Source organism: Desulfobulbaceae bacterium (genome assembly GCA_013792005.1).
Classification (GTDB): Bacteria; Desulfobacterota; Desulfobulbia; order Desulfobulbales; family VMSU01; genus VMSU01.
Map to the genome: position 1 here is coordinate 18,851 of VMSU01000121.1, position 13,832 is coordinate 32,682.

The 13,832-nt window shown below is 44.5% G+C and carries 16 protein-coding genes and 1 pseudogene; 2 read left to right on the top strand and 15 right to left on the bottom strand.

The window, feature by feature from the left end; genetic code table 11:
* Window positions 1–9 precede the first annotated feature (9 nt).
* From FP815_07095 to FP815_07125, 7 genes and pseudogenes are all read right to left on the bottom strand, one after another.
* A complete protein-coding gene (locus FP815_07095) occupies window positions 10–774 on the bottom strand; it encodes an ABC transporter ATP-binding protein (protein ID MBA3014707.1) in 765 nt (254 codons plus the stop codon).
* Window positions 771–1,589 (bottom strand): cobalt ECF transporter T component CbiQ, encoded by an 819-nt coding sequence (gene cbiQ, locus FP815_07100; GenBank protein MBA3014708.1) that lies wholly within the window; start codon window positions 1,587–1,589, stop codon window positions 771–773. The genes FP815_07095 and cbiQ overlap by 4 nt, the downstream gene beginning before the upstream one ends.
* Window positions 1,586–3,904 carry a YvcK family protein gene (locus tag FP815_07105; GenBank protein ID MBA3014709.1) on the bottom strand — a complete coding sequence of 773 codons (2,319 nt, stop codon included), beginning with the start codon at window positions 3,902–3,904 and terminating at the stop codon, window positions 1,586–1,588. The genes cbiQ and FP815_07105 overlap by 4 nt, the downstream gene beginning before the upstream one ends.
* A gap of 60 nt (window positions 3,905–3,964) precedes the next feature.
* Window positions 3,965–4,894 (bottom strand): malate dehydrogenase, encoded by a 930-nt coding sequence (gene mdh / locus FP815_07110; protein MBA3014710.1) that lies wholly within the window; start codon window positions 4,892–4,894, stop codon window positions 3,965–3,967.
* Between the two features lie 44 nt (window positions 4,895–4,938).
* Window positions 4,939–5,739, bottom strand: a pseudogene (kdsB, locus tag FP815_07115) (3-deoxy-manno-octulosonate cytidylyltransferase).
* Between the two features lie 27 nt (window positions 5,740–5,766).
* Window positions 5,767–6,969: a DegT/DnrJ/EryC1/StrS family aminotransferase gene (locus FP815_07120; protein MBA3014711.1), complete on the bottom strand. Its 1,203-nt coding sequence runs from the start codon at window positions 6,967–6,969 to the stop codon at window positions 5,767–5,769.
* Between the two features lie 188 nt (window positions 6,970–7,157).
* Window positions 7,158–8,333 (bottom strand): iron-containing alcohol dehydrogenase, encoded by a 1,176-nt coding sequence (locus FP815_07125; protein ID MBA3014712.1) that lies wholly within the window; start codon window positions 8,331–8,333, stop codon window positions 7,158–7,160.
* 116 nt (window positions 8,334–8,449) lie between these two features.
* Here FP815_07125 and FP815_07130 point away from each other — a divergent pair, with 116 nt between their 5' ends.
* Both FP815_07130 and FP815_07135 read left to right on the top strand, forming a co-directional pair.
* Window positions 8,450–9,022 (top strand): DUF615 domain-containing protein, encoded by a 573-nt coding sequence (locus FP815_07130; protein MBA3014713.1) that lies wholly within the window; start codon window positions 8,450–8,452, stop codon window positions 9,020–9,022.
* 9 nt (window positions 9,023–9,031) lie between these two features.
* Complete coding sequence (locus FP815_07135) at window positions 9,032–9,472, top strand: DNA-binding protein (protein MBA3014714.1); 441 nt, start codon at window positions 9,032–9,034, stop codon at window positions 9,470–9,472.
* A gap of 76 nt (window positions 9,473–9,548) precedes the next feature.
* Here the strand turns inward: FP815_07135 and FP815_07140 are convergent, their stop codons facing one another.
* The 8 genes from FP815_07140 to map form a co-directional block, all read right to left on the bottom strand.
* A complete protein-coding gene (locus FP815_07140; GenBank protein MBA3014715.1) occupies window positions 9,549–9,944 on the bottom strand; it encodes a 50S ribosomal protein L17 in 396 nt (131 codons plus the stop codon).
* Between the two features lie 23 nt (window positions 9,945–9,967).
* A complete protein-coding gene (locus FP815_07145; protein ID MBA3014716.1) occupies window positions 9,968–11,026 on the bottom strand; it encodes a DNA-directed RNA polymerase subunit alpha in 1,059 nt (352 codons plus the stop codon).
* An 8-nt stretch (window positions 11,027–11,034) separates the two neighbouring features.
* Window positions 11,035–11,664, bottom strand: a complete 630-nt coding sequence (gene rpsD, locus FP815_07150; protein MBA3014717.1) for a 30S ribosomal protein S4 — start codon at window positions 11,662–11,664, stop codon at window positions 11,035–11,037.
* A gap of 103 nt (window positions 11,665–11,767) precedes the next feature.
* Window positions 11,768–12,157, bottom strand: coding sequence for a 30S ribosomal protein S11 (gene rpsK, locus FP815_07155; protein MBA3014718.1), 390 nt, complete (start codon window positions 12,155–12,157; stop codon window positions 11,768–11,770).
* A gap of 38 nt (window positions 12,158–12,195) precedes the next feature.
* Window positions 12,196–12,555, bottom strand: a complete 360-nt coding sequence (rpsM, locus tag FP815_07160; GenBank protein ID MBA3014719.1) for a 30S ribosomal protein S13 — start codon at window positions 12,553–12,555, stop codon at window positions 12,196–12,198.
* Window positions 12,556–12,624: 69 nt separating this feature from the next.
* Entirely contained in the window at window positions 12,625–12,738 is a 114-nt protein-coding gene (gene rpmJ, locus FP815_07165; GenBank protein ID MBA3014720.1) for a 50S ribosomal protein L36, read from the bottom strand.
* 24 nt (window positions 12,739–12,762) lie between these two features.
* Window positions 12,763–12,990: a translation initiation factor IF-1 gene (gene infA, locus FP815_07170; GenBank protein MBA3014721.1), complete on the bottom strand. Its 228-nt coding sequence runs from the start codon at window positions 12,988–12,990 to the stop codon at window positions 12,763–12,765.
* A 34-nt stretch (window positions 12,991–13,024) separates the two neighbouring features.
* On the bottom strand, window positions 13,025–13,792 hold the full coding sequence (map, locus tag FP815_07175; protein MBA3014722.1) for a type I methionyl aminopeptidase: 768 nt from the start codon (window positions 13,790–13,792) through the stop codon (window positions 13,025–13,027).
* Between the last annotated feature and the right edge of the window lie 40 nt (window positions 13,793–13,832).

Genomic DNA, 13,832 nt, shown 5'->3' on the forward strand with positions numbered 1-13,832 from the left:
CAGGAAAAGTTATGGCGAAAGAGGCCAATTACCACAGACAGAACATGGTTGCATCCGATGAATCTGCTCAAGGCCGCAAGCCTCAAGCAGCGCCCCATCCCGGAAGATATCCTCAGTAGGTCCATCAGCAGCAATCTTCCCCTCCTGAAAGACAATAGTCCTCCGGCACAAATCCGCCACCATCTCCAAATCATGGGTAGCAATAATCTTAGTGTGTTGAAATGACCGCAGCAAGTTAATCAATCTTCTTCGCGCCGCCGGATCAAGATTTGAACTTGGTTCATCCATCACTAAGATATCAGGCGACATGACAAGAACAGTTGCAATCGCCACAGCTCTCTTTTCACCGCCCGACAGATGATACGGTGCGCGGTCCCGCAATGAGACTGCCCCAACCCGCTCCAAAGCAGCTGCCACTCGTGACTCCACCTCATCATGAGGGAGGCCAAGATTCAGCGGACCAAAAGCGACATCCTCACGAACGGTTGGCATAAACAGTTGATCGTCCGGGTCCTGAAAAACCATCCCCACGGTCCGCCGCACTTCCTGCAAAGTCTCCTTGGTCAATGGATAGTCACCAATCCTCACAGCCCCATGCTGAGGCGTAATATACCCATTAAGGTGCAAGAGCAGGGTTGACTTTCCTGCCCCGTTTGCCCCGACCACCGCCACCGACTCGCCATGGGTGATCCTGAAAGAGATCCCCTTCAGCGCCTGCGTGCCGTCCGGATAGCTATAGTGAAGATCAGAAACTTCTACAATATGATGACTCATGACATAGTCCGTGCAACAATGCTCCCCAAGATATGGGGAAGATTATAAATTCGCATCACGGCAAAAGCCGCCCACCAGCCCAGAATAAAAACGACATCGGTTACCCTGAAATGCAAAGGACGAAGCATTCTCACCTCACCGTCAAACCCCCGACTGAGCATAGCCAGATGAATTCGCTGAGCTCTCTGCAGAGTCCTCAAGAGCAAATGTCCGATCACGGACGCAAAAACACGAATTCCAAGCCCCCTGCCACCAAATGACCTCAGCGCCCGAGCCCTGACCACCCTCATCGCCTCCCCTCCCAACACAAAAATATATCGATAAAGAAAGAGGAGCTGTACCGTAAGAACTCTGGGCATCCCTAACCGCAGCAGAGCGAAACACAACCCTTGAAAACTGGTTGTTGCTATCAACAAGAATGCCATCCCTATGGTCAAACAGAAACGAAGCATGATGGAGGCAAAAGAGACCCAACCGCCACTAATCCCTATTGGTCCGAAACGAACCAGAATTTCCCGGTCAAAAAACGGGTTGAGAATACCGACCATAATCGCAAACGGGGCAACGACCACAATCTTACGAAGAATGAGACCCAACGGTAATTGTCCCACCGTGGCAAACATCACAGGATAGAGCAGGAACGGTAAGAGACCTGCCACCTCGTATTTGGGAAAAGAGACCACGGCTATTAAAAACGCCATGGTGGTCAGCACCTTGGCCCTCGGGTCAAGCCGATGTACGGGGGTCTGTTGCAGCGCTAGTTGATCCAGTCTGCCGATGTCAAAAAAAGTGGCGTCGATCGTGCCAAGTCTCATTGCCGGATCTCCATTCCCCTATCACAAGCAGAGCCGCAGGAGGATACATCAAGGAGTTTTTGTACCCCATTTTGCTGAAAAACAACTTCTCTGAAAAAATCAATCAACCCCCGGCGTCTGGACTGATGCTTGGCATGTTCAAACACCGGATCTGAGAATTCTGCGCGGGCAATACCCATTTTATACTCAACATAACTGGAAAACCGGTTATCCAAATACCATGCATACGTCAGGCCCATCAATAATCCCGGCGGTGTAAAACCCTCATCGCCATTGACAACCCGGGTGAAATGATAAGGATCATGAACGGACTGTCGCATCCGAGCCAGCAAAAGATATTGAAACAACTCCTGCTCTGAAAAAAAACAGCGCCGCTGAGCAAGGGGACGAAGAATAAGATGATACACCTTTCCCAAAATCTCCCCCCCATGCAATAGGGGTTGAACCTCTTTACTCAGAGCAAAATTCCCAAGCAGGGACTGGCCCAAAGCGGCTAGAAAAGCCACCTCAAACTGTTGCTTTCTCCCCACCAGATCCCTGCAAATCTTAATTGTACTGTCAGACGGATCATAAAACGAATACAGGTTATCCCAATACTGATCCCGCTTCCACTCCGCCTGATCAACAATGGTTACCCCGTGCAGGTACTGTAAGTGAGACACCGGAATATCAGGATGCCTCCAAACAATGTCCCCCACCTGCTCATAATCCCGGACACTCAACTGACCCAAGGTCTCTAGAATACGACCATACCGTTGACAGGGCACATCAGCAGTGGATCTAACCTCGACCTCGACCTCAGCCGCAGGAGAAAGAGCCAATTCCCCCTGCCCCTCTTTCTGGTCAAGATAGCCATTAACGGCCCAAAGAACTTTGATGGCCGTGGCAAAAGCTACCGGGTCATGGCGAACCTTTCGATCAAGTAATCCCTGGCGAGAAAAAATACTTGCCTCAATAGGAGAGAATCCCATATTCCAGACCTTGACCCGATCAAGATAAATGGGCGTTTTCCCTTCGACAGCATAGCTCTGAATAATATTGCCGGGGATTTCCTGCATCGCCAGCAACAAAATCTTGCCAAAAAGCCCCTGAACCCCGCCCGGGATATTCTGATGATACGCCGTGATCAAGTCAGAGACATAATACCGGCGGCCTGAATCATCTGTCGCCAAGTCTGTTTCGCCGGCCTGGACCCAAAGATTGGCCACCAATAACTTCATCGCCCGGTCATTTTCCCTGACAGCCTGGGCCAACCCCGGTGTTTGCATCACAGGCACGATACTGGTGTACAGACTCCCTGGAGCATAGAGAATAATATCAGCCTGACGGATAGCGTCCAGGACCTCAGGAAGGATCCGAGGATCCGGACGAACATAATCAACCATTACCTGTTCAACAGGAACGCCACGATGAGCTGTCGCGACCTTGCTTTCTCCGGTCACCACCACCCCGTTGGCATAACGCATTTTCAGGACAGAGGGAGTACAGGCACAGGGCAAAACAGCATCAGCAGGAACACCGATCAGGGAGGTAATATCATGAAGTCCATCCCGGATAGCGTTGGGTGAAACCTCAATAGGTTCTCCTTCTACCCGAGCATATATGGCAGACAAAATTAATAGGTTCCCGAGACAATGAGGTCGATTAAGGGCTTTACTCAATCTCCTGTCGCTGAAAAGACGTTGCAACAACACCATGATTCCAGAGATCAACGGGGGGGGCAGACCCTGAAGGTTAATCCCACCCCGACTCAGCAGATCACTTAACGATGACGGAGTCTTTGTGAAACGATAGTTGAACAAAGAAAACAAGGCCACTCCAATTTGGCTGGCCTCATTTTCGGATACCTTATAGTCTGCTTTTAAGCGGGATTTCTGCACTGAAGAGAGCAACACATGACGAATATCACCAAGACCGATCAAAGGAAAGTCTCGCAACAGCTCGCCGGTTGAACCACCATCATCAGTTGTGCATACAATGGCCTGAGTTCGAGGAAAAATCTCCTTCAGTCCATGAAAGGGATGTTCAACCCAGCTCAAACTCCGGCTGTCTCCACCGACAATAGTAGACAACCCCGTTCCACCGCCGAAGATAACGACCCGGGCCTGACTGGTATCGTATCGCTTCAGAGTGGCGGTCAAGGTCTTAAACCCAGAAACAAGCCATGGTGGCCCCTCTGGCTCTCCCTGAAGGACTAATTCCAGAAGTTTCTCCCCCAAGCCCCGACTGGACAGCAATTCAAATGGCGAAAAGACAGCGGTCGTCAACCGGTCCAGACATTCGGTCAACGGATCACTTATGTTGGATTCAACCATGATTACATAGCAAGGAGGAGTGCCTCATTTTGATAACAGGAGGTAAGACCTTGACACAAATTAAAGACCAGTATCTGTCATCTGCTTTCTGACCACAGCCTCTGACTCTGCGAGGGCTGCCTTCTCTTCTGGTGTTAATGCGAATTCAATAATCCTTTCAACACCGCCTGCACCAAGTACAACCGGGACCCCGATAAAACAGCCCGATATGCCAAATTCCCCATCCACATAAGCGGCGCAAGGGAGAACACGCTTGGTGTCCTTAAGGATAGCCTCAGCCATCTCCACCGCCGAGAGACCTGGAGTATAAAACGCAGAACCAGTTTTAAGATGATTAACAATCTCGATCCCGCCATGCTGGGTTCGCTTGACAATATCGGCAATCGCTTCAGGAGAAAGGAGATCTGTCACAGGCACTCCGGCGACGTTAGCCAACCGAACCAACGGCAACATATTATCACCATGCACCCCCATAACCATGGCGTTCACATCTTTAGGCGAAACCCCCACCGCATCAGCCAGAAAAGTCCTATAACGGGCAGAATCCAATACTCCAGCCATACCAATTACCCGGTTACGGGGAAAACCGGAGACCTTGAAGGCCGTATAAACCATAGCATCTATAGGATTGGTGACCACAATCAAGACTGCATTTGGTGAATGCACAACCGCTTGCTCGGTACAAGACTTTACGATCGAAACATTCTTGGCCAGCAGATCATCCCGACTCATGCCCGGCTTTCTCGCTAAACCTGCGGTGATGATAATGACGTCTGAATCAGCAGTATCCTGATAATCATTGGTGCCAGTAATTGAGTAGGAAAAACCATCCACCGGTCCTCCCTGCAGCAGATCCAAACCCTTTCCCTGCGGGATTCCTTCCACCACATCCATCAACACGACATCACCAAGCTCACGCGCCATCGCCCAGTGAGCCGCAGTCGCACCCACATTACCTGAGCCAATAATTGTAATCTTCTTTCGCATCACTTCCTCGCTGTATCAATAATTAATCAACATTATAATAAAATAAATCAACTTTGTCGGCTGGACGGCGGCAGGTTGTCCGGCACTGAATTAATCATAGCAACAACCCTCTCCAGGTCTTGAGGGGTATCTACTTCAATAGAATCATGCTCTGTCAAAACCACCTTGATTTGATACCCGAACTCAAGGGCCCGCAATTGCTCAAGCTTTTCAAATCGCTCCCACTCACCCTCTGGTAACCCAACAAAGATCACAAAGAATCCTTTCCGATAAGCATAGAATCACAAGTGCTTATAATAAGTCGGGGGTACTGGCTCATCAGGGTTTCGCTGAAATGGAATCGGAGAACGAGAAAAATAGAGCGCCATTCCATGTCTGTCAAAAACAGTCTTCACATGATTAGGGTCGTGTATTTCCTCATGCCTGACGATCTTATAGATCAACGTTGACATAGGCAAAGACAGGTCTTCAAGCAGAGGGCGAGCCACCTGCTCAACCACCTCATGGGAAAAAAATGGTTGATCTCCCTGGATATTGACCACCACGTCTTGTTCAGCAACACCCATCTTTTCTGCAGCCTCAGCCAAGCGGTCGGTTCCGGAAACATGATCGGAACGGGTCATAACCACTTCCCCGCCAAATCCATGAACACAACTGGCAATACGCTCATCATCGGTAGCAACCGCGACCCGTGTCAGAAGCGGCACAGCCATAGCTCTTTCATACACATGCTGGATCATTGGTTTGCCGGCAATATCGGCCAAAGGTTTCCCTGCAAACCTGTTAGATCCATAACGTGCAGGAATAATTGCAACAACCCTGGACTGCTCATTCTGTTTTATTGACACTGAACCCAAATCCTTCGTAGAAAAAATCTATACCAGCGCTGCCGCATGGGCCGCTGCCACTATCTGAGCCAATCTCTCTTCTGAAAGCTTGACCGGCACCTGATACACTAAAGTCCGACCCATAATCTCTGCTGATTGAGGCAAAACCTGAGGATCATAAATGACCCTTCGCTTTCCATGCCCATCAATAAAAGGCCAACCAGCACGTGACAATGTTGCTCCACTCAGCAAGTGCTCCCATTGAGGATAATAATGCCACGTGTTCTCGGCAAAATATACCGCCCCAGCCCCCTTCTCTCGTAGGATAGCGTTAACAGCCTTAGCCTGAGTGGAATCAGGAAGCATAAAAGACAAAAAAGTCGCCGAATCTCCGGCCTCGTCGACATATTGTCGAAAAGTAACACCTGGAATTGAAGCAACGGCATCACGCATTTTGGCTTTGTTAACTTTTTGGGCGGCAATAATTGTATCGAGCTTCGCTAATTGCGCCAGCCCCAAAGCACCTTGAAGCTCCATCATTCGGAAATTAAAACCTATAAAACGACGTCCCTCCCCGCCACGACCACCAGGATTTTGAACATGATCATGCCCATGATCCTGATATTCGGAGAACGTTCTCCATAATTCAGGATCGTTGGTGATCACCATCCCACCCTCACCAGTGGTAATTGTCTTTACCGGATCAAAGGAAAAAGTACCGCACGCACCAAAACTTCCTAACTTGCGCCCGTTGACACTGGCGCCAGGGGACTGAGCGGTATCCTCGATTACAGGAATACCATGATGATCGGCAATCTTCTGAATTTCATCAATTCTAGCCGCTGCTCCCATCATATGCACAGGAATAATAGCTCGCGTTTTAGGAGTAATTTTTCTCTCAAGATCAACAGGGTCCATATTCAAAGTTTGATCTATCTCGGTAAAAACAGGAACGGCCCCAATATCGAGAATAGCCTCCCAAGTGGCGACAAAGGTAAACCCCTGAGTGATCACCTCATCACCGGGACCAACTCCTAAAGCAACAAGCGCAACTTTAAGAGCAGCGGTCCCCGAGGTAACGGCCTGTGCATGGCTGGTACCGCAATAGAGAGCAAACATTTCCTCAAATTCACGAACTTTATACACACCGCGACGCTGTTCCGCGAATTCATAACGAAAGAGTACCCCGGTATCAAAAACTTCCATTGCCTCTCTCTTCTCTTCCTCTCCAAACACTTCAAAGCCTGGCATACGGACTCCTTAATAGAAAAAACTTAATCACCATGAATCGCCAGGACTGAATGACCTGGCTGGAAACAGTAATTGAACAGTTACGGTTCTGGGCTTCGGCACCTTTCTGGGTCAGAAGGTGGATAGTTACATTAAACAAAAGATAAAAGAGATCGGATTGGTTACTTTTATCCGTAATGGTACAACTATTAATCCCACCCGTTTAACGCCACCTGATAGATATTCACTACATCATCATAGGTTGGACGCCGGGGATTATTTTCAACCGGTCTTGTTACAGTTAAGGCAATTTTTGCCATTTCCGGGATCTTGTCACCAGGGATATTCAAGTCAGCAAGGGTTGCAGGAATACCAATTTCCATATTTAGCTCAAAGACTGCCTCGACCACACATCGAGCTGCCTCCTTGTGACCAATCCCTTTAACCTCACACCCCAAAAGAGCCGCGACCCGAGCATATTTTTCGGGAGCCCCGAGAAGATTATATTGCAAAACATAGGGGAGGAGCACAGCGTTAGCTAACCCATGGGGAATTCCAAACATTCCACCCAATGGATATGCCATCGCATGCACTAACCCGACGCCGGCTGTTGCTAAAGCCTTACCAGCCAGCATACTCCCCAGCAACATATCAGTACGTGCACTTATGTTGCCGCCATGAGCGTAGACCTTGGGCAAGCTGGCGCTGATTAACTTCATAGCTTCCAATGCATACATATCGGAGATTGGATGAGACTGAGTTGATACAAATGCCTCAATAGCATGGGTGAAAGCGTCAATCCCGGTTGCGGCGGTGACATGAGGTGGCATAGTAAGAGTTAACTCAGGATCCAATATCGCTGCTTCCGGATAAAGAGGATCACCATTCATCCCACCTTTTGAACTGGTTTTTTCATTAATAAATACGGCCGTAAAACTAACCTCAGCACCAGTGCCAGCAGTAGTAGGAACCATGATTTTAGGAACACCGGCCTTGGCAATCTTACCAAGGCCGAGATAGTTTTCAGCACACCCCCCATTCGTCAACAATATACTAACTGCCTTGGCAACATCCATCGCTGAACCGCCACCAACGCCAACTACACAATCCGCTCCAGCCTGTCGCGCTAACTCAGCGCCACGATCCGCCAAGCGTAGTCCTGGCTCTGGATCAATCTCAGTAAAAATTGTAAAGGGGATTGCTTCATCATCTAACGGTTTAGTAATCTTCCCCATTAGATTAGCGGCAACTACTCCAGGGTCGGCAACTAAAAAAACTTTGGTACCTTTGAGATTTTTAACAATCATGCCTAGATCAGCAATAGCGCCACAGCCAAACCGAATAGTTGTCGGTTGTCTAACAGTAAAATCAGGTGATAAAATCATAAGTAGTCCTTTTGTATTGAACAAATAAAAAACACCGAATAAAGTGAATTGAATTTACCGTAGTCATCTCCGGTAAGGCAACTAAAAAGTGCGTCACGTAAGGAATCAGCTAAATCATGGAACAATTCATCAGTAGATCAGAGCACAAACGTCGGGGCAAAACACTGGAAGAACTCGCATCAGAACTCGTGAATCTCTCGGCCTCCGAGATTAAACGACTCACCTGCGAAGATTTCCTCAAAGAGGAGATAAAAAGTGCTTCAGGGATGTCCGGCGGCGCAAAAAAAAGACAAACAAAATATATTGCCAAATGCCTACGCCAAACCGACTGTGAACCCCTCTTTTCATTCCTGGATGAAAAGAAAGGATCCAAGTTAAAAGAGAACAAGGTCTTTCACGAACTGGAACGTCTGCGAGATGACATTATTTCCGAGGCGCTTATCGCGATGCGGGAGGCAGCAACAAGACACGAAAAACTAGACTCCAGTTGGGACAGTGAAACAATCGATGTTGCAGCACATCAGTTTCCAGGAATCGACAAGAATTCACTTAAAAATACCGCAATTCAATACGTGAGGTCTAGAAAACCAACTTTTAATCGTGAATTATTTCGATTATTGAAAGCGGCGAGGGATCAGCAACAATTTGGTGATGATGCAGATACTTCTGGCTCTCAACCTGAGGAATAAACAACAACTATGGAATATCGCTCGGGAAAAACAGGCAGGATAATCGTGATTCGCTTTGACAATGACGATGACCTGTTACAAGGATTGAAGCACATTGTACAAAAAGAGGGGATTAAGGCAGCTTATTTCACAATCTTTGGTGGATTACAGCAAGCAGACGTTGTGACTGGCCCCATAGAGCCAACTATACCACCAGTGCCTGTTTGGGCGAAGATAGATGAAGCTAGGGAAGTTGTGGGGCTTGGGAGCATTTTTTTAGACGAAAATGACGAGCCAAGAATCCATCTCCACTCGGCCCTTGGACATCACGGGCAAACAACAACCGCCTGTATCAGGAAAGGAACCAAAACGTACCTCCTCTTAGAGGCATATCTTACTGAAATTCTTGAAATCAATATAACTCGACCATGGTTTGCGGATGGCCAATTTTACCGAATATGTTTTAGTTAGTATAGCACACAAAAAAACCGGCATAATGCCGGTTTTTTTGTGTGCTACACTAACTGTATTTTTGAATTTTAGTACATTAATTACTTTCTGTTATAATCTCGGAAGATTCACTTTCTTTGTAATTAACCAATTCTAATATTGCCATTGGTGCGGCATCACCTATACGATTCCCAGTCCTGATGATTCTTGTATATCCACCATTCCTGTCCATATAGTCATTCTTTAAATTATCAAATAATTTAGCAACAATCTCATCTTTCTTCATAAATGCTAACGCTTGTCGTCGTGCGTGCAAATCGCCACGCTTAGCCAACGTCATCATTTTATCAACCATTTTCCGAGCTTCTTTGGCTTTCGGAGTCGTTGTTACAATCCTTTCATGCTCAAAAAGAGAGGTAACCATATTCCGAATCATAGCATCTCGATGCGATGAATTACGTCCAAGTCTTCTTCCTGCTTTTCTATGTCTCATTGTAATATAACCTTATTCTCAGTTTACAAATCTTCTTGGGGTTCCTGTGAGGGTGGTTGTACCCAACCTTCAACCTTCATTCCCAACGACAGACCCATTTCAGAAAGTAATTGCTTAATTTCATTCAATGACTTTCGACCAAAATTTTTGGTCTTCAGCATTTCTGTTTCGGTTTTTTGTACTAATTCACCGATATATTTTATGTCCGCATTTCGCAAGCAATTAGCTGAGCGGACAGAAAGCTCAAGATCATCAACACTTCTATATAAATTTTCATTTACAGCGATAAGAGTTGCGTCGGATGATTGCTCAATTTCTGGCTCAACACGATCTTCATCAAAATTAATGAAAATTCTCATCTGCTCCTTGAGAATTTTTGCAGCATAAGCAAGCGAATTCTCAGGGGTGATACTTCCATCAGTATGAATTTCCATTGTCAACTTATCATAATCAGTCTGTTGACCAACTCTTGCTTGACTAACAACGATTTTCACCTTCTGGATCGGCGTAAATATTGCGTCAATCGGGAAGGTATCAATACTCATATCTTCAGTTTTATTATTTTCTGCTGGTGAATATCCTTTTCCCCATCTAACCTGAAACTCAGCAACCATCTTGCCTTCACTTCCGGTTATAGTACAAATGTGTTGTTCAGGATTCATCACTTCAACCATACCATCAGGTGAAATAATATCAGCAGCTGTCACTGGTCCCTTATCTGTTTTTTCTATTCGTATGACGGCTGAATTCTGCGAATTTAAACGGAGCCTAACTTCCTTTAAATTAAGTATAATTTCAATAACATCTTCCAAAACACCAGGAATCGTTGAATATTCATGATGTGCACCTTCAATATTAACAGAAGTGATCGCAGCACCTTGAATGGAAGACAATAATATTCTTCTCAAGCAATTTCCAACGGTTGTTGCAAAACCACGTTCCAAAGGCTGGCATGTAAATTTACCATATCTATTGGTATGCGTTGCAGAATCAACCTCTAGCCGTTCTGGTAGGATAAGTTCTGTCCAATTACGATAAATTGGGTCAGAATCCATTTGAATATTCAAGTCAGTATGAGTCATATTGTGTCTTATTTAGAATAAAGTTCAACTATAAGGTTTTCCTGAATTGGCATAGTGATTTCTTCACGATTCGGAAGTGCAATGACTTTACCCTTAAAATTATCATGGTCGATGTTCAACCAACTGGGTACTCCACGTCGTGCAATCGCAGACAAATTTTCCTTTACAGCACCAATGCTTTGACTTTTATCTTTTAAAAGTATTTCATCGTTAACAGAAACAAGAAATGAAGGTATATTTACTTTTCTGCCATTGACAAGAAAGTGATTATGTCTGACTAATTGACGAGCCTGATTTCTGGAGGAAGCAAATCCAAGTCTATAAAGTACATTATCTAGTCTACGTTCAAGCATTACGAGCAGATTAACGCCTGTTATACCTTTTTGAAGATCAGCTTTTTGAAAATACCTATTAAATTGACCTTCTAGCATACCATACATACGTTTAACTTTTTGCTTTTCACGTAACTGGATAGCATAATCAGACATTTTCTTTAATCGGTCTTGTCCATGTTGCCCTGGTGCAAAAGCACGCCGTTCAAAAGCACATCTATCAGAATAGCATCTATCTCCCTTCAGAAAGAGCTTAATTTTTTCTCTTCGGCATTGACGGCATAAAGCGCCTGTATATCGTGACAATTTACTACCTCCACTTTCTATACAATTAAATAAATGAATATGTATAGTTTCTTTTTACTAAAATGTATTACTCTATGAAAGTAATGATAAAAAGAATTTAAAATTAAACTCTTCTTTTCTTGGGTGGTTTACAACCATTATGAGGAATTGGTGTTACGTCACAAATTTTACTGACTTCTAACCCTACTTGCTGTAATGCCCTAAGCGCTGATTCTCTTCCAGGCCCTGGACCCTTTATATTAACCATTACTTTTCTCATACCACAGTCCATTGCTTTTTTTGCGGCAGTTTCTACAGTATTTTGAGCAGCAAAGGGTGTACTCTTCCGAGAACCTTTGAAACCTAAACAACCAGAACTACACCATGACACTGCGTTACCTTGCTTATCGGAAAATGTCACTAAGGTGTTATTGAAAGTTGATTTAATACTAACAACCCCTTCGGGAATGTTTTTTTTATCCTTACGCTTCACCTTAGTCTTAGGACCTGCCATTTTCTATTCTCCTGATATATGTATATAAAATATAACAATTATTTACTTGCTGATCTTCTTGGACCTCTTCGAGTCCTAGCATTTGTACTAGTCCGCTGTCCTCTGCATGGTAAACCTTTCCGATGTCTGATTCCTCGATAGCTTCCAAGATCCATCATACGTTTAATATCCATAGCGACATTACGCCTTCTATCACCCTCGACACTATGCGATGTTTCGATTATTTTCCGGATTTCGGCTACTTGATTATCGTCGAGACTATCACTATTCATATTATGAGCAATATTGACTTCATCAAGTATTCTCATTGCACTTGTTTTACCTATTCCATGGATATAGGTAAGTGCAATAACCATATGTTTATTTTTCGGTAAATCTACACCAGCTATACGTGCCAAGTTCTTACTCCCAAATATTTTGATTCACTATATGTAGGTCTCAACTAAATTTTCTTAAATATCTTAGTGTTACCCCTGACGCTGCTTATGTTTTTTTACTTTGCAAGAAACCCGAACAACTCCACTTCTTTTAAAGATCTTACATTCACTGCAAATTTTTTTTACTGATGATCTAACTTTCATGATGTTTGCCTTTACTTGTCAAAGTTATCTATTGGCCTTTCCACGAAATACTATCCTACCACGGGTCAAATCGTAGGGTGACAGTTCAATTGTTACTTTGTCTCCAGGAAGTATTTTAATAAAATGCATACGCATTTTACCTGATATATGAGCTAAAACTTTATGGCCATTCTCAAGTTCAACACGGAACATAGCATTTGGAAGAGGTTCAATTATGGTACCCTCAACTTGTATTGCCTCTTCTTTTGCCATAGCTAAATTTCCTCTTTACTCCTTAACTAATAAATTAAAGAATTATTCCTTCACTCAAAATTTCAGGATTGCCATCTGTAATAAGTACAGAATGTTCGAAATGGGCTGACAATGTCTTATCTGAAGTAATTACAGTCCAACCATCTTTCAGCACCTGAACGTCTGAGGTACCGACATTAACCATTGGCTCTATCGCTAAAACCATCCCAGGAATTAATCTTTGGCTACTTCCTGATCTTTTATAATTAGGTACTTCTGGCGGCTCATGAAGTTTTGATCCGATACCATGTCCAACAAATTGCTTAACAACATACAATTTATTATCTTCAACATAGGTTTGAATAGCCAAAGAAATATCTGATACTCTATTGCCTTTTCTAGCCTGCTCTATTCCCATATAGAGTGATTTTTGGGTGACTTTTAATAAGTGATTTTTTTCAGGAGTATTCTCACCAACAACAATCGAGAATGCTGCATCACCATAAAAACCTTTATATTTCACTCCAAAATCAATACTGACAAGATCCCCTTCTTGAAGAATTACCTTATTAGAAGGAATTCCATGTACAACTTGTTCATTTATTGATGAACAAATACTCGCAGGGAATCCTCTATAACCTTTAAAAGCGGGAATTGCACCATTTTTTTTAGCGTAATCTTCGGCAATAATGTCTAATTCTTTAGTAGTAACACCTATTTTAATGTTATTGATAATTAAATTCAAAGCTTGGGCCACGATTTGATTCGCTCTTCTCATCAAATCGATTTCTGAAACCGTTTTTATTGTCACAGCAGAACTCATAAATATTTAACGGCCTTTTATTCTTCCTGTTTTTAAAAAG